Genomic DNA, 16733 nt, shown 5'->3' on the forward strand with positions numbered 1-16733 from the left:
AACGGCGTGAAGATCCATATGGTTAAGCAAGGAGATTCGCTGTATTCGATTGCTAAGAAATACAATGTATCATTGGAAGATATCATTAAGGCAAACCCGGAAATTAGCAACCCCGACGTTATTGATGTCGGGATGAAGGTGAAGGTTCCTTCACAGTCAAAGCCTGCACTTGAAGTCATTCATCATCATATCGTGCAGCAGGGAGATACTTTGTGGAAGCTTTCTAAAGCTTGGGGAATCCAGCTTGTGGATTTAATTAAAGCCAATCCACAACTTAAAAATCCTAATGCTTTATTGACGGGAGAAGTCGTCAATATTCCAAAAACAGCGAATGGCACCGCCGTGTCTCCTGCTGCCACAATGCATGAAGGGGCTGCACATGGAAAAGCAAATACAGGTTTAAAGCCAAGCACAGGAACGAAAGCAAATACGGGTATTCAGCCTATCCCCACGCCACTCCCGGCGCCGATTACGCCGACAGCTGTTACGCCTGCAACTCCTGTTCCGACACCAATCGCTGTACAACCGCCAGTAGTCGTAACACCAATCGCTGTACAACCGCCAGTAGTCGTAACACCTATTATCGAAACAAAGCCGATCTACGGTAGTGCGACGGCTCCAACTATTCAGTCTCCATCTTATGGGCATGGATCACATTATCAAGTACCAATGCCTTACAGCTCCGAAACGCAGCAGTCTGTCGTAAGCCCAGAGAGCACGTACGAAGGACATGGTTATGGACACGGCTACGGAATGCAGCAGCAGCCTGTCGTTAGCCCAGAGAGCACGTATGAAGGACATGGCTACGGACACGGCTACGGAATGCAGCAGCAGCCTCTTGTTAGCCCAGAGAGCACGTATGAAGGACATGGCTACGGATACGGAATGCAACAGCAGCCTGTCGTTAGCGCAGAGAGCACGTATGAAGAACATGGCTACGGACACGGCTATGGAATGCAGCAGCAGCCTGTCGTTAGCCCGGAGAGCAACCATGAAGGCTATGGCCATGGACACGGCTATGGATATGGTCTCCCGCCAGGTATTGGCCCTCTAGGTGGTCACATTGGTGGGCATATTGGCAGTTTGCCAGGGCTTCAGGGATACTCTTACAGTCAGCCCAATAATCAGGTATATGGGCAAGGAACGGCCTATCCGATGCCAGTGGCGGGCGTGAAGAAAAAGTCAGGATGCAACTGCGGAGGACCGTCTTCCTATTCTGTACCAACGGAGGCCAATGCGGGGTTGGCACCTTATGCTGATGGCTATCAAGGAATGGCTTATTCTGCAGATCGATTTTCTTATGGAGCTCCCGCATATGGGGTTTCCCCGATAGCGAACGGTCCTTTTGGAAATGCACCGCAATCGGTCAATCCATTCGGCAGCTACCCTGGCATGCAGTATAGTCCTTATTATGGAGCGCCGATGGGGGATGTTCCTTTGGGAGCCAATCAAGGGCTAGCAACGGTAAATGGAGCTAACTATGGTCAACAATTTGATCCTTATTTCGGAGCAATTCCGCCTATTCCACCTTTACCGCCTTTAGGCCCGCTAAGAGAGAATGAGAATGAAAATGACCGTTCCTCCGAGAATGAAGATGACTTAATCAGTCAATCGCCTTCTGTAAAGAAACGTCAACTTCAAAATAAGCCAAAGGCAAAGCTAGCAGCATCAGCAAGGCAAAGCAAACCAAGACGGAAGGAAAACCTGCCTTGGATTAAATGGTAATAAAATACGCATAGCGCCGGAATTCCCAGGGAATAATAAAGAAAACAGCAGAGAAGGGGATTCCGGTGTCTCGCTTTCGTATATTAAAGGAAATAAAGAAATCGCTAAAGAGGAAACGTCGCCATGTCTGGTCTCTAGGAGCGGGTGTCGGGTTTTTTCTACTTGCCACTCTGGCAGGCACCTGGTTAGCCCATAGAATAATAACAAACAATCAATCAGGGATGTTTGCACAGATCGACACTGTCCCTGTATGGGTGGACAACCTGGATGTTAAGGATGAACCAGCAAAAACTGAGCGTGAACAAGTCATACGTTCCCTTAAAGAATGGGGGGGACAGGTAGAGCTTGTCCTACACAGAACCTATTTGTGCGGGGAAGAGACGCGTAAGCTAGGGAGACATACGGCTGCCGAAGCAGAAGAGCTATTAAAGTCACATTGGGAGTGGCAAGTAAAATTTAACCCTTCTGGTCAAGTATTGATCGAGGAGGCTGTAGATGATTTGTCACCGGAATGTCGCAAGACGGCATATTTCGGTATGGACAAGGATGGCAACCTATCGTTATATGAGGGGCCACCCTGGCGTGAAAAAGTGTTAAGGACCTTCTTCCAGCTGGATGTCAATATGCTCGAAACCCGCATGCCGCTGGAACGTGTGCATGAGCTGACCACTGGTATTCGGGTTGCAGACAAAGATGAATATAACAGCGTATTATCCACCTTTAATGATTTTGCCCGTTTGAAGTCACAGGCTTCACGTCAGTAAACGGCAATGAAGGCTAACAAATTCACATCTAATTTCAGGTCACCAGAGCTTTCTGGCTGGCCTCTTTTTGTTGTTTTGTTTGATTACAATTAGATTAATGTGTTCTCCTTCTGTTCTCATGGGGGCGAACATTTGTTATAATCAAATGAAGTATGTATGGAAAGCTTGAAAGCGGGGTATCGCATTCATGAGGATTTTGGGAATCGACCCTGGAATAGCCATCATGGGATTCGGTTTTATTGATAAAGTGGGGCACAAATTAACCCCGGTTCAATATGGGTGTATAGAAACGGCGGCAGGAACACCGCAGGAATTACGCTTAAAGCAAATTTATGATTCGGCTTGTACCTTATTGGACCAATATAAACCGGATACGGTAGCTGTCGAGAAGCTGTTTTTCAACAAGAATGTAACGAATGCATTTAGTGTTGGACAAGCCCGTGGGGTTTTCATACTGGCAGCGGCACAACGAGGTTTAACTATTGGGGAATACACCCCGATGCAGGTGAAACAAGCCGTTGTAGGTTATGGGGCCGCCGAGAAAAAACAAGTTCAGGAAATGGTCAAGATGCTGCTTAAATTATCGGTAGTACCTAAGCCGGACGATGTTGCTGATGCGCTCGCTGTAGCGATCTGCCATGCGCATTCCATCGTCTTAAATGATCGATTGAATGGAGTGATACGCTAATGATCGATTATTTACGAGGAAAAGTTGCTCATATAGAAAGCGAATACGTCGTTCTTGATGTTCATGATGTTGGTTATCGTGTATTTACACCTAACCCTTATGGATTGTCTCGGAACGAAGATCAAGTGCAATTATTTATTCATTATCATGTTCGCGAGGATGCTACTCAGTTATTCGGTTTTACGACAAGAGATGAGCAAGCCTTATTCCGTAGATTGCTGGAAGTATCAGGAATTGGCCCTAAGGTTGCGCTTGGAGTGCTTGTTGGAGGCCGACCGGAAACTGTAGTTGCAGCCATTCAGCAAGAAAATATCGCTTTTCTCACGAAGCTTCCTGGGATTGGTAGGAAAACTGCACAACGAATGATTCTTGATTTGAAAGATAAGCTGGGTACTTTAGATAGTCGTTGGGCGGTTGCGTCCATGATAGATCTTGAAATGCCAGGCGTAGCATCCGACAGCAGCTCGGCGTGGGCAGCGGCACGTGAAGCGCTAACTGGTCTTGGCTATCGTGATGTGGAATTAGATAAGGCATGGCTGGTTCTTAAAGACAAGGTAACCGGAGACGAATCCCCGGATGTGCTAATTAAGAAAGCTCTGCAGCAATTGTTTCAAGGATAGATAGCTGATTAGCGGTAGAGGAGGCGGGAGCCATGGAGGAAGACCGAATCATTACCGCGCATTTAATGATGGAGGATCAAGCGGTTGAATATAGCCTGCGCCCTCGTTACTTGGCAGAATATATTGGCCAGGCGCAAGTAAAGGACAACTTAAAGATATACATAGAAGCTGCTAAAATGCGGAAAGAGCCGCTCGATCACGTTCTGCTGTATGGTCCACCAGGCTTGGGGAAAACAACGCTTTCCAATATTATCGCGAATGAGCTTGGCGTTAACATCCGTACAACAAGTGGTCCTGCTATTGAACGTCCTGGTGATCTTGCTGCGATCCTGACTAATCTTCAAGAAAACGATGTTCTATTCATTGATGAAATTCATCGGCTGCATCGAACGGTTGAGGAAGTGCTTTATCCTGCGATGGAGGATTTCGCGCTTGATTTTATAATAGGTAAAGGGCCAAGCGCACGTTCGGTACGCCTTGATTTGCCTAAATTTACTTTAATCGGGGCAACAACAAGAGCGGGCTTGCTCTCGGCACCTTTACGTGATCGCTTCGGGGTTGTAAGCCGGTTGGAATTTTACACAGAAGATGAGCTATCATACATCGTTACGAGAACAGCAGAAATATTCGGAGTAGGTATGGTTGGAGAAGCATCGAGAGAGATAGCAAGGAGAGCACGAGGAACGCCAAGGATCGCTAACCGACTGCTGAAGCGAGTACGTGATCATGCTCAGGTTAGAGGGGATGGAATCATTACGGATGCCGTGGCGGGTGATGCGTTGGAAAGAATCCAAGTCGATCCCATGGGTCTTGATAGTATCGATCACAAGATGCTTCGTTCCATGATTCAGAACTATGGTGGCAGGCCAGTTGGTTTAGATACGATAGCGGCTTCCATCGGTGAAGAGAGCCAAACGATCGAGGATGTCTACGAGCCATATCTCATGCAGATTGGATTTCTGCAACGTACGCCGCGTGGTAGAATCGTTACGGCAGCAGCCTACCGACACTTGGGCCTGCCTGTTCCGGAGCTTAATGGATGAAGAAAACGTCGTTGAAGCCGCAGCTTACGGTTGTATATGACGGGCAGTGCAAGCTGTGTTTAGCAACAGTTGATAAATTAAAGAATTTGCCCATTCGTGCGCAATTAACCTTCGTTTCCCTGCAGTCTTTAATAAGCGGACAAGTCAAGATTTGGCCAGGTATAGAGGATGTCACGCTAGATGAGCTTTCTGCGCAAATGCACGTAACTGATGAGCAGGGACGAAGATTTAGCGGGAGTGAAGGCTTACTCTTCCTTATGCGACAAATTCCTTCTCTATCTTGGCTTGGACGGCTAGGAGCATTGCCGGGGTTCAACGGATTGATACGATTAATATATCGCATTGTAGCCCGATATCGATATCGATTGTTCGGTAAGATAGCTTGCTCGGACGGTGTTTGTGAAATACCGCAACGAGCACAAGAGGACGGAGGAGAAATGAATGATCCTAGACGCTAAGCGATCTTATTCCCGAATTATTATACTCGTTCTATTGCTTACAGTAGTTGTATCCAGTTCAACTCGTATTCTGGTACATGCTGCTGTAAAGGTTCCCGATAATATACGTGTTGCGTTCTTTATTAACTTAGGCGCAGGCAAATATCAAAGCCTTACCTCATTTGCGACTTTACAGTCTACGACAGGTTTGAAGCTTGTCTGGCGTGATCCTCAGGTGAGCATACCAATAGGCTCCGTTCCCGCGGGGCAAGGCGTTCGATTTGCGATGGATGGCTATCGTGCACTTGTTCTGGAGACAGCTGATTTTAATGCGGCTAATACAGTTCTTAAGAAAATTCAAGCTTCATCCTCTGCTGCTTCTGTAACACAGCTGTGGAAGTCAGGCAAAGCGGTCTATCAAGTTACAGAAGGAACATACTCTAGTGCAGCAGGAGCCGCTTCTGCTCAAACTAAGTGGACCAATGCTGGAGTAGCCGCAGGCATACAAAGCTTATTAAGTGCACGTGTGGCAGGCCCATGGGCGGTAGAGGCAGGCCCCTATGCTAGCGCAGCGGATGCAGCTGCAGCCGCAGATAAGATAGGGAATTCAGGCTTGGATGCATTCGTAGCTCTTAAGCCGCGAGAGGGCTCTATGGGCTATTATGTGCGAATCGGTCAGGAGAAGGATTCGACAACGCTCCCAGCCTTACAGCAAGCGGCAACGGCAGCAGGTGGTCTGAATGTGAGGGTTCCTGGTGCAACCGAGCCCTATGTGCTTGTAAAAAATGATTTGACCTATAACGGAGCAGTCAATAAGCCGATTTCGTTATATGCTATTCCTTCAGGAGCGGGTGCTGTTCTTAGAGCAGATCCAGAAGGAACAGGCGGTATTCAGCTTATCGAACGTAGTAAAAGGACATATCGTGGTAGTATGGAAATGAGTGTGTTAAATCAATCGTTGGCTGTCGTCAACGAAGTGAATTATGAGCAATATTTGTACTCAGTCGTTGGAGCGGAAGTAGGCTCAAAATGGCCTTTGGAAGCTCAGAAGGCACAGGCAGTGGCAGCACGAACCTATGCGATTTTCTCAGGTGTAGGCTACCAAATTGCAAATGTAGTCGATACAACGCTTAGTCAGGCTTATTATGGCATCGCTTATGAGAACCCTAATGCTATTGAAGGCGTCAATCAAACGACTGGCGAAGTATTGACTATGGACGGTAAACCTATCAATGCTATATTTTCAGCCAATGCAGGTGGCATAACAGCAGATAATAACTTGGAAATATGGGGCGGTGACAATTCCTTCTTGGCGACAAGTGTACCGAGTCCTGACGAAGGACCGCAGGCTGGATTGTTGGATTGGTATTATGTTGCTCTTCCTTCAGGCCAATCGGGGTATATTCGTTCTGATCTTGTCACCAACAGCGATCAAGTTCATATTAGCGGAGCTAGATATCTTAAGGTTAATGCGGAAGGGGCAGCTATCCGTTCGCGTCCACAAATCATATCTTCTGTTGAACCGGTCGCGCGAGTTGGAAATGGAACGCTTATTATAGAGCTCAATAAAGTACCGGAGTATACGGATTACAGCTGGGTGGAAGCATCAATGAAGCCCAATGACTTGCTTGTTAGCTTAAATAAACGTGCAAAAACCCCAATTGCTGGTCCCTTGCTTACGCTTGAGGTTTCAAGCAGAGGTCCTTCTGGGCGGGTAACAGAAATTAAAGCTAATGGAGTAGCTGTAAACGTTGGGTCTGGAGACAACTTACGAGGAGCGCTTAACGGCTTGAAGAGCACGTTATTTTCCATTGAAGAGACTGGTCGCTATTCAATAATGAATGGGACTGGATTACTTCGGGAGCTTCCTAAGCAAAGTGGGGCTGTTCAAGTAATGGGCAGTAATGGAGCTACACGCGCCATTTCAGAGGGTAATCTCTACATCATGGACGGAAACGGTCAATTGCGCGCAGCAACGACCTCACCTGGGTTTATTATTTCAGGTAAAGGGTACGGTCACGGTGTAGGTATGTCGCAATGGGGTGCAAAGGGTTTAGCAGATCAAGGGTATGACTACCAATACATCCTGAAATACTATTATAAGAATGTGTTGATTGAAAAGGATGCTTAGACATGAATGTTAGCGATTATGATTTTGAATTACCTGAGCAATTGATTGCTCAGACTCCGCTGCTGGAACGAACTTCATCACGTTTACTTGTACTTGATTCAATAAGCGGACACATGGAACATCGTACCTTCACTGACTTGGCAGAGTACTTAAGGCCTGGGGATACTCTTGTGTTGAACGACACGAGAGTACTCCCTGCACGTTTGTTCGGAGTCAAAGCGGATACGGGTGCTAAAGCTGAGCTATTGCTGCTGAAAAGAATTGAAGGCGACCGATGGGAAACATTGGTGAAGCCAGGTAAGAGAATTCGAGCGGGGGCAAGGCTAAATTTCGGGACATCCTCAGATGATGCCCCTCTTCTCTCTGCGATTGTCGAAGAAGAAGGCGATTTAGGAGCTCGTACAATTCGATTCGAATATGAAGGCATCTTTAACGAATTGCTGGAACGGCTCGGCCAGATGCCACTGCCGCCCTATATTAAAGAACGTTTGTCAGATCGCGAACGATATCAAACCGTTTATTCACGCAACGAGGGATCCGCGGCTGCTCCAACTGCAGGGCTGCATTTCACTGAGTCATTCTTGAATGATTTGCAATTAAAGGGCGTTAAGCTTTGTCCTATCACATTGCATGTAGGTTTAGGTACATTCCGGCCAGTCTCCGCAGATTCTATTGAGGAGCATGAGATGCATGCGGAATGGTATTCAGTGAGTGAAGAGAGCGCAAAGCTATTAAACGATGCTAAAGCCAGTGGAGGTCGAATTGTTGCAGTGGGAACGACGTCCTCTCGTACACTTGAGACAATCGGTCAACGGTTTAAGGGTGCTCCAATTCAAGCTTGTAATGGATGGACGGACATATTCATCTATCCAGGCTACAAATTTCTTATGGTGAACGCACTTTTGACTAACTTTCATCTTCCCCGCTCTACTCTTGTCATGCTGGTCAGTGCACTTGCAGGACGGGAAAATGTGTTAAACGCCTATCATGAAGCAATTAAAAACGAATATCGCTTTTTCAGCTTCGGAGATGCGATGTTTATTAACGCATAATGGATTTACAGCTACACACCAATAATAGGTCACTCAGAGAGGAATACCCGAATGGCAGTAAAATACGAATTAATTAAAACCTGTGCCCAGACTGGCGCCAGACTCGGCAGATTGCATACTCCGCACGGTGTTATCGATACTCCAACCTTTATGCCGGTAGGCACGCAGGCTTCCGTCAAGGGCATTAGTCCTGAAGAACTGAAAGCTATTGGGGCAGAGATAATTCTAAGCAACACCTATCACTTATTCCTTCGCCCAGGGCATGAGCTGGTTAAGGCTGCTGGCGGACTGCACAAATTTATGAATTGGGACCGTCCAATCCTTACAGATAGCGGTGGCTTCCAAGTGTTCTCGCTGAGCGAGATGCGCAAGATAACAGAACAGGGCGTTGAATTCCGTTCACATATTAACGGAGACAAGCTTTCTCTGACACCAGAGAGCGCTACACAGGTGCAGAATGCACTTGGCGCCGATATCATCATGGCTTTTGACGAGTGTCCTCCGTATCCGGCTGAATATGAATATGTTAAACAATCAACCGAGAGAACGAGTCGCTGGGCGGAAAGATGCTTGAAGGCGCATGGTCGTCCATCAGATCAAGCTTTGTTCGGTATTGTCCAAGGTGGAATGCACAAGGATTTACGTAAACAGAGCGCTTTGGATTTGACTTCCCTTGATTTTCCGGGGTATGCTATGGGTGGACTAAGCGTGGGGGAACCTAAACCACTGATGTACGAAATGCTGGAAGAGACCATACATTTATTGCCTAGCAATAAGCCCCGTTATCTGATGGGAGTCGGTTCACCCGATGCTCTTCTGGACGGAAGCATTCGTGGTGTGGACATGTTCGATTGTGTTCTACCAACACGGATAGCCCGCAACGGAACGCTGATGACTAGTCAAGGACGAATGGTCGTTCGTAATGCAAAGTACAGCAGTGACTTCGGTCCTCTGGATCCGGAATGTAATTGTTATGCTTGCCAGAACTATTCCCGTGCTTATATTCGACACCTGATCAAAGCGGACGAGATGTTCGGTCTCCGTCTCACGACCATACATAATTTACATTTTCTTGTTAATCTTATGGCTCAGGTTAGAGAAGCAATTCGGGAGGATAGACTGGGAACGTTCCGTGATCAGTTTTTCGAGAAGTACGGAATGGCCAACAACGAAAGCGGTTTTTAAGAAAGGGGGGAAAACAAATGTGGTTAGCGGAATCTGGCGGCGGTAGTAATCTACTTATTACTGTAGCACCCTTTATACTGATGTTTGCCATTTTTTATTTCCTGCTAATTCGTCCTCAGCAGAAGAAGCAACGGCAACGTGGCTCCATGCTGAACGCTCTTCAAAAGGGCGATAAAGTAGTGACGGTTGGCGGCTTACACGGAACAATTGCAGAGATTTCTGATGACACTGTAGTTATTAAAGTCAACGATGTAACGAAGTTAACGTTTGATCGTTCTTCCGTAAATAACGTGTCAGCACGATCTGATGCTAAGAGCGAAGGAAATGCTTAGGAATTTCCTTCCTTGCTTACAAAAAAGCCATTGTATCCTGGATATTATTCCATGATCAATGGCTTTTTTATTTTAGCTTCGTGAAGCACCGTTAGCGACCAGAGGATTGGGAGCCAACAGGGCTTGAGGCTTCGAGCTTAGCCTTAGCACGGGCCGCACCAAAGGAGGTACGATCTGCCCAAGCGCCAACCTTAATACCAACACTTGCTGCGAATAATGCGAGGGCAACTCCTGCAATCATATCTGTGAACCAATGAATTCCTAAGTAGAAAATCGAGAAAATAATAATCGCTGCATTAATCCATGTGAATACTGCCCATCGGCGTATACCAGACTTGCTAGCTATTAAGGCTACTGTAACTGAAATAGAGGTGTGAAGGCTTGGAAAGCAATTATCCAATCCCGAAAGAGAACGATATTCCCGTTCAAAGGATGGAAATACGTCGAGCATTAGAAATTTAACCTGCGGGTGCACAGACCAAACTTCATTAACTGGAACGAATAGGTAAAAGGGAACTGCAACAAAATAATTGATCAATATGGCAACGCAGAACGCGTAATAAAGCTTCATTTTCTGATGATGGGTGTAAATCCCAACAGATGCAATCATAGCAGATTGAAACATGACTAAATAAAAGAAAGCACAGAGGGCTGTAAGAAGATTGGACTGAAATGTCGTTTGTAGCCAAGTAGGCCAAGTGCCTTCCCATCCAGTAATCGTAGAAGTAAGGTCATAGGGCACATTTAACCAATTTTCTAGCTTTAGCTCATTCTTATTTAGAATCATGATTGCCAATACGGCCACGAAAAAAAATAAATATTTGCGTGACACAACTATTGACTTAAGGAGCGACCAAGCAGCAACAAAGGGTTGTTTTCCTGTACCGAAGGAAATTAGACCACCGACAGCAATAACCGAGCAGACCGCGACGGTCGACATACTTTGAAACAAAATCATGGGCACCCTCCGACTACTCTTGATGATTCAAGTATTACCTTATTATAGCACAAATGTGTAATTCTTAATGCATCATCTCTGCCCAGAGCTGGCATTAACTCCAAGCATACCACCGAATGCTCCGGCCAGTGCAGTTATGATAAATAAAATTGGGACGATCATTGACCAGTTAGCATTAGTTGCAAGAAAGCTAATCGTAGTAAGGAGAAGAGTGTACAACAGGCCATTAGCCATTCCGAAGTACCATCCTCGCCTCCCAGATCTCTTAGCGGATACAAACCCCCCGGCCAACGCTGCGCAGCTATGAACGCCGATTACCCAAGGCAGCATATTGGACTCACTAAGGGAAGAACCCATCAACATAATCGATAATACAGTTGCCCCGATGGAAAGCCATATTCCAGACCAGTATAGACCAGATGCTACAGGAGATGCGTTGCGTAAGCCGAATACGCGAGAAAGGGTGTTCAAGGGACTTCACTCCTTATCATAATTGTTTGTATCAGCTTATGGCGATGACTTGCAAGCTAGTACAGGCTAGACTAAAACAAATTACGTTTGGCTAGCTGGACAAGACGAATTACCATATTTTCTGCGGAGAACATTGGGATGAGTAGTTCAGTCCACGGTGACAATAGTTAGTGCAAGGAACCCTAAACAGGCAGAATGAGCCTTAGCAATGGATCTGGAGGGGGAAGTGTGGAGCTAACATCAATTTTGCTTAGAACATTAGTCATGTACTTTTTTGTATTTCTGGTCATGCGATTTATGGGCAAGCGAGAGATAGGCAAGCTTTCAGTCTTTGACGTGGTCATTTCAATAATGATTGCGGAAATAGCCGTTATTGCAATCGAATCCACAGATAAGTCAATACTTCTTTCCATTACCCCTATATTGCTCCTTGTCATTATCCAAATTGGCATGTCGTTCCTTTCACTCAAAAATAGGAAGCTGCGCATTTTGTTTGATGGCAAACCAAGCGTGCTAATAAGCAATGGTCACTTGAACCGTGAGGAAATGAAAAAGCAGAAGTATAATCTAGACGATTTAATGCTCCAGCTTCGAGAAAATCAGGTAACAGCTATTGGGGACGTGGAGCTAGCTGTATTAGAATCAACAGGCAAACTGTCTGTAATCGTAAAAGACAACAGCACCAGTAGCGACCAGACAACGGCCCAAACTACGAGCAATAGCTCTAGTGAGAACAATTATTCTAAAACAGACAGTCTTCCCAATATTCGCTACGAGTTACTCCCAATAGCCCTCATATTGGATGGACAGGTCCAAGATGACAACTTGGAGAAGCTAGGAAAAACACGATTTTGGTTGAAAAGTGAATTACAAAACCATAATGTAGACAATTTCAAAACTGTATTCTTTTGCAGTATTGACCACAAGGGAAAGCTTTACATTGATAAAAAATAATTATTTACGGAGTAGTTTTTGAAGTGAAAAATCTTCCGATAATCGGCACTCGGGCAACATCGTGGCGGTCAATGAGCTTAAGTAAAATAAGCAGAAGCAAGTAAGCGATAACGGCAATAAAGCTCACAAGGATTAGATTTAGACTTGTTTGTTCAAACAGGTCTAAGTTCCAAAGCCATAAGGCTACGGCGCTCATTACGATCATGGCGGTAGTAACCTTAATAAAATCTAGAGATTGCATTCTAAAGCCTGTACAGCGAGCGACACTGATCCAATGAAGCATGGTAACAAGAACCATGTTTATCCCTATTGCAATGACTACTCCAAGAATACCGTAGTCAGGATTGGTGGCTAATTGAACAATGAGTATTAATTTGATAGCAGCTCCTACGAATGTATTAAATAATGCAATACCTGGACGATTCAGTGCTTGCAGTGCGGCCTGCAATGGCGCCTGCATGTACAAAAATATGGCAAGTGGTGCCATCCACCTTAACATCCCCGCCATGGAATCATTTCCGTAGAGTAACGTACAGATAGGACCGGCAAGTAATCCCATAAGAACTACGAAAGGTGCTCCCGATACAACTGCAAGCCTCATAGATTGGTGTAGCCTAATATGAACGGTAGACCAATCTCCGCGAGAAGCAGCTTCAGAGAGGGCGGGTACAAGCGATACAGCCAGTGAATAAGTTAAGGCTCCAGGTAGGAGAAGTAAGGGGATGACCATACCTTGCAAAGCCCCATACTGCGCTGTTGCTCCCGCAGCTGCTATCCCAGCAGCAGTTAAGCTTCTTACGGTTAAAATCGATTCCAGCAAATAAGACAGGGAACCAATCATCTTGTTTCCAGTCACTGGAATTGCCGTTTGCAGCAAGCTTCTTAAATATCCTCTATGATTCATTTTCTGACTAAGATTTGTAGGTGTTTTATTGTGGGGCTGGGGCACAAGGTTAGGCTTTTCATGCCGATCATTAATGAACTGTATCCATAGTACGATTAATCCTACTAGTTCTCCGACGACCATACCCAGTACAGCACCCGCTGCAGCAAGCTCAAGTCCATAGGGTAGCAGCATCCAAGCGAATAGAAGCGTCAAGACAATGCGAAAAATGGTTTCGCTCGTTTGGGATAGAGCGGTAGGAATCATGTTCTGCTTGCCTTGAAAATACCCCCGCCACACGGAAGATACTGCAACAAGCGGAAGAATGGGAATCATGACTAGAAATGCAGTGTGTACACGAGAATCCGTCATAACATGGTTCGCGATAATTTCTGAAAGCCCTAAGCAGATTACTGATGCTATCAAACTGATTGTAAGAGCCAGAATGACGGATGTTCGTAATATTTTGCTAACGGAATACTGGTCGTTTCTAGAGTCTGCTTCAGCAACTAGCTTGGCAACGGCAAGAGGAATGCCCCCAGCAATTAACGTAATCATGACGATGGTGAAGGGATATACCAGTTGAATGAGTCCGACTCCTTCGGCTCCAATCATTCGTGGTAAAGCGATTCGCGGAATAAATCCAAGAATTCTGTTAAGGAGTCCAGCAGCCAGTAGGATCATGGCACCCTGGATAAATGATTGTTTACGCACAGACAATGAGATCCCTCTTCTCTGAGGTGGGTTAGTCCATATGTATGCGAGGGTTGTCCGTCTTCATGCCATTGGCAGGAATATAAGCTTTAGCGAAGAAATACATAGAGTGATACAATGTGAATAGTTGCACTTTCATCAGGCAGGAGGGAATTCATAATGGAAGAGCATAAAGAGGAGCTAGCAGTCGTTGATTTTGAGGGTAAGAATGAAGACTCTGCTGAAGAAGTGGTTGATAGCAAAATGACCGACATCGAGTTAAGCGATACACTTGAGCAGCTCTGCTTAAGCAAAGCTGAGGAGTTTCATCTCATCGGATATGAGCATGTCACTGGAGCAGATGTGTGGGAGTGCGTTAGTGATAAATATCATAAAAAAGGTACGCCACAGCTCTATGAAATAGTTAACGATATTCTTTCTCTTAAGGTGACACAATTTATGAATTTCGTAACTTTAAGCATGTATAGAGGCGAGGCGCGTAAACGATAAAGGGTTATGGATAAAGCCTTCTCGGCCTGAGAAGGTTTTATTTTTGACTTCCATTTGATGACGTAGGTATAATAGGAACATTGAGAATCGAAAGGGGACCGCAACAAAGATGAAAAGATTAGTGGCTTTCGTGCTCGTTGTTATCGTTAGCTTCGGGATTATGGGAGCCTTCACGCCCGGACTACTGAACGGAACGAAGCTTGGGCTCGACCTGAAAGGCGGCATTGAAATCTTGTATGAAGCGCATCCGTTAACAGAAGGCGGCGTCATTACGAAAGAAGCGCTTAAACAAACTGCGCTTAGTCTGGAAAAACGGGCAAACAAGTCTAACGTTGCGGAGCCGGAAGTAACAACGGAAGGTAAAAACCGGATTCGTCTAAAAATTGCGGTCTCAACCGGATCGACGGACAAAGAGCGCGATGAAGCTATTCAGAAAATTCGCGATCTAATGAAAAAGCCTGCAGAGCTTCAATTCCGCAGTGCTACAGGCTGTGCAGATGGGACTTATTGTAAAATCGAGCTGCTAGGCAGTGATTTTAAGGAAGGCGCTGCTAAAGTTGAGTATAACAACTTGAATCAGCCCTTGGTTAGAATTGTAGTCAAAGATAAAGGTAAATTGACTAAGGTTTCCACCGAACTTACGGGTAAAAACTTAGCCATTTACCTGGACGAGGATTTACAGTCGGATCCAACTGTGGAGCAACCACTAACAGATGGTACTGCTGTAATAAGCGGTCAAGGAACAAGGGACAAAGCTCAAGCTCTTGCTGATGTTATTAATTTGGGTGCTTTACCACTGAAGATAACTGAGAAATACACACAAAGCGTTGGTGCAACGCTAGGTAAGCAGTCGCTCCATGATACTTTATTTGCGGGCGGACTAGCCTCTGTGCTCATTCTTGTGTTCATGCTGTACTTTTATCGGTTACCTGGTGCTGTTGCTAGCATATGTCTTGTCGTTTTCGTATGGGTGCTGCTACTCGTATTCTACATGATGGGAGCCACATTAACTCTCCCGGGTATCGCAGCCTTCGTGCTTGGTATAGGTATTGCAGTTGATTCGAATATCATTACAGCTGAGCGGATTAAGGACGAGCTTCGTAGTGGAAAAACGATTGCTTCATCACTGCGTGCAGGAGCGAAGAACAGCTTCAGAACGATTATTGATGCGCATATTACTACATTAATCGCAGGCTCAGTGTTGTATTTCATGGGACATGGTATCGTTAAGAGCTTCGCAATTGTTCTCATTGCGAGCATAGTCGTTAACATTCTAACAAACGTGTTCCTTCCACGTTATTTGCTTACTCTGCTTATCAAAAGTGGACGTTTTAACAAGCCAGCGCACTATAGCGTGAAGGGGAGTGAAATCGATGCGCTCTAAACGTACCTTTGACTTTGTTAAGTCAAGCCGTCGGTTTTTAATTATTTCCGCGATTATCACGCTTCTAGGTATCGTGGCTGTCAGCATTTTTGGATTAAATTATGGCATTGACTTCAGTTCCGGAACATCGGTAGATGTCTCAACTAAGAAACCAATTGAGGTTGAGAAGTTAAAGATTTTCCTTGATGATCAGAAATTAGGCGACTACTCACTTACAACTGCTGAGAATCGCGATTCAATTCGTTTTAAGGCGGCGCTTAACGAGCAGCAAGAGAAGGATTTTAAAACTGCCTTCACTGAGCAGATTGATCCTGGAGCTTCCTTCGAGATTAATATCGTTGATGTCGATATTGCTCGTGAGCAACAAAACAGTGCTCTAATAGGTATGTTAGTTGCCTGCCTTGGTATTGTTATTTACGTCAGTATTCGTTTTGAATGGAGATTCGCTATTTCTGCCGTAATTTCTCTTATTTATAGCGCATTTTTCGTTATCACGATGTTCTCGATCTTAAGGCTAGAGGTTAATTTACCTTTCATCCTTGCGGTGTTGACTATTATCGGTTACGCCATTAACGATACTGTCGTTATTTTCGACCGTATTCGGGAAAATCTACGGTTTGCTAAGCTCAAAACTTCGGCAGATCTAGACGCACTTGTCAACAGGAGTATCTGGCAAACCTTGGCGCGTTCCATTAATACTGTTATTACGGTATTGATAGCTGCTGTTTGTTTGTTTGCTCTCGGTGGAGAATCGATTAAATTGTTCTCGTTGGCGATGATTTTTGGTCTCGTGAGCGGTGCATATTCTTCTATCTTTATCGCCAGCCAAATCTGGCTGTATCTTAAGAAAAAACAACCGCTTAAGAAAGTGGCTGTTAAACCGCAAGGCACGCTTTAAGCAAT

At 45.4% G+C, this 16733-nt stretch carries 17 protein-coding genes; 14 read left to right on the plus strand and 3 right to left on the minus strand.

The window, feature by feature from the left end:
• Positions 1–6 precede the first annotated feature (6 nt).
• The 10 genes from KCTCHS21_RS09620 to yajC all read left to right on the plus strand — a co-directional run bounded on the left by KCTCHS21_RS09620 (position 7) and on the right by yajC (position 9977).
• Complete coding sequence (locus KCTCHS21_RS09620) at positions 7–1725, plus strand: LysM peptidoglycan-binding domain-containing protein (protein ID WP_130607159.1); 1719 nt, start codon at positions 7–9, stop codon at positions 1723–1725.
• A 65-nt stretch (positions 1726–1790) separates the two neighbouring features.
• A complete protein-coding gene (locus KCTCHS21_RS09625; protein ID WP_130607161.1) occupies positions 1791–2489 on the plus strand; it encodes a BofC C-terminal domain-containing protein in 699 nt (232 codons plus the stop codon).
• Positions 2490–2676: 187 nt separating this feature from the next.
• Positions 2677–3177 carry a crossover junction endodeoxyribonuclease RuvC gene (gene ruvC / locus KCTCHS21_RS09630; RefSeq protein WP_130607163.1) on the plus strand — a complete coding sequence of 167 codons (501 nt, stop codon included), beginning with the start codon at positions 2677–2679 and terminating at the stop codon, positions 3175–3177.
• Positions 3177–3797 carry a Holliday junction branch migration protein RuvA gene (ruvA, locus tag KCTCHS21_RS09635; protein ID WP_130607165.1) on the plus strand — a complete coding sequence of 207 codons (621 nt, stop codon included), beginning with the start codon at positions 3177–3179 and terminating at the stop codon, positions 3795–3797. The genes ruvC and ruvA overlap by 1 nt, the downstream gene beginning before the upstream one ends.
• A 32-nt stretch (positions 3798–3829) precedes the next feature.
• The gene (ruvB, locus tag KCTCHS21_RS09640; protein ID WP_130607167.1) at positions 3830–4840 is read left to right on the plus strand and encodes a Holliday junction branch migration DNA helicase RuvB; all 1011 of its coding nucleotides are present in this window, start codon (positions 3830–3832) and stop codon (positions 4838–4840) included.
• On the plus strand, positions 4837–5298 hold the full coding sequence (locus tag KCTCHS21_RS09645) for a thiol-disulfide oxidoreductase DCC family protein (protein WP_130607169.1): 462 nt from the start codon (positions 4837–4839) through the stop codon (positions 5296–5298). The genes ruvB and KCTCHS21_RS09645 overlap by 4 nt, the downstream gene beginning before the upstream one ends.
• Positions 5282–7408 (plus strand): SpoIID/LytB domain-containing protein, encoded by a 2127-nt coding sequence (locus tag KCTCHS21_RS09650; RefSeq protein WP_130607171.1) that lies wholly within the window; start codon positions 5282–5284, stop codon positions 7406–7408. Before KCTCHS21_RS09645 ends, KCTCHS21_RS09650 begins: the two co-directional genes overlap by 17 nt.
• Positions 7409–7410: 2 nt before the next feature.
• On the plus strand, positions 7411–8460 hold the full coding sequence (queA, locus tag KCTCHS21_RS09655) for a tRNA preQ1(34) S-adenosylmethionine ribosyltransferase-isomerase QueA (protein WP_130607173.1): 1050 nt from the start codon (positions 7411–7413) through the stop codon (positions 8458–8460).
• A 51-nt stretch (positions 8461–8511) separates the two neighbouring features.
• Positions 8512–9645, plus strand: coding sequence for a tRNA guanosine(34) transglycosylase Tgt (tgt, locus tag KCTCHS21_RS09660; protein ID WP_130607175.1), 1134 nt, complete (start codon positions 8512–8514; stop codon positions 9643–9645).
• 17 nt (positions 9646–9662) lie between these two features.
• Positions 9663–9977, plus strand: coding sequence for a preprotein translocase subunit YajC (gene yajC / locus KCTCHS21_RS09665; protein ID WP_130607177.1), 315 nt, complete (start codon positions 9663–9665; stop codon positions 9975–9977).
• Positions 9978–10068: 91 nt separating this feature from the next.
• Here the strand turns inward: yajC and KCTCHS21_RS09670 are convergent, their stop codons facing one another.
• Both KCTCHS21_RS09670 and KCTCHS21_RS09675 read right to left on the minus strand, forming a co-directional pair.
• Complete coding sequence (locus KCTCHS21_RS09670; protein WP_130607179.1) at positions 10069–10935, minus strand: phosphatase PAP2 family protein; 867 nt, start codon at positions 10933–10935, stop codon at positions 10069–10071.
• A gap of 72 nt (positions 10936–11007) precedes the next feature.
• Entirely contained in the window at positions 11008–11406 is a 399-nt protein-coding gene (locus KCTCHS21_RS09675) for a TIGR04086 family membrane protein (RefSeq protein ID WP_130607181.1), read from the minus strand.
• 228 nt (positions 11407–11634) lie between these two features.
• On the opposite strand from KCTCHS21_RS09675, the gene KCTCHS21_RS09680 reads away from it, so the two are divergent.
• Complete coding sequence (locus tag KCTCHS21_RS09680) at positions 11635–12360, plus strand: YetF domain-containing protein (protein ID WP_130607183.1); 726 nt, start codon at positions 11635–11637, stop codon at positions 12358–12360.
• A gap of 4 nt (positions 12361–12364) precedes the next feature.
• On the opposite strand, the gene spoVB is transcribed toward KCTCHS21_RS09680, so the two are convergent.
• Positions 12365–13957: a stage V sporulation protein B gene (spoVB, locus tag KCTCHS21_RS09685; protein ID WP_232058230.1), complete on the minus strand. Its 1593-nt coding sequence runs from the start codon at positions 13955–13957 to the stop codon at positions 12365–12367.
• 159 nt (positions 13958–14116) lie between these two features.
• Here spoVB and KCTCHS21_RS09690 point away from each other — a divergent pair, with 159 nt between their 5' ends.
• From KCTCHS21_RS09690 to secF, 3 genes are all read left to right on the plus strand, one after another.
• Positions 14117–14446 carry a post-transcriptional regulator gene (locus KCTCHS21_RS09690; protein WP_331872028.1) on the plus strand — a complete coding sequence of 110 codons (330 nt, stop codon included), beginning with the start codon at positions 14117–14119 and terminating at the stop codon, positions 14444–14446.
• Between the two features lie 109 nt (positions 14447–14555).
• Entirely contained in the window at positions 14556–15830 is a 1275-nt protein-coding gene (secD, locus tag KCTCHS21_RS31660) for a protein translocase subunit SecD (RefSeq protein WP_130607185.1), read from the plus strand.
• Positions 15820–16728, plus strand: a complete 909-nt coding sequence (gene secF, locus KCTCHS21_RS31665) for a protein translocase subunit SecF (protein ID WP_130607187.1) — start codon at positions 15820–15822, stop codon at positions 16726–16728. The genes secD and secF overlap by 11 nt, the downstream gene beginning before the upstream one ends.
• Positions 16729–16733 lie beyond the last annotated feature (5 nt).

This window comes from Cohnella abietis (genome assembly GCF_004295585.1).
In the GTDB taxonomy this organism is placed as follows: Bacteria; Bacillota; Bacilli; order Paenibacillales; family Paenibacillaceae; genus Cohnella; species Cohnella abietis.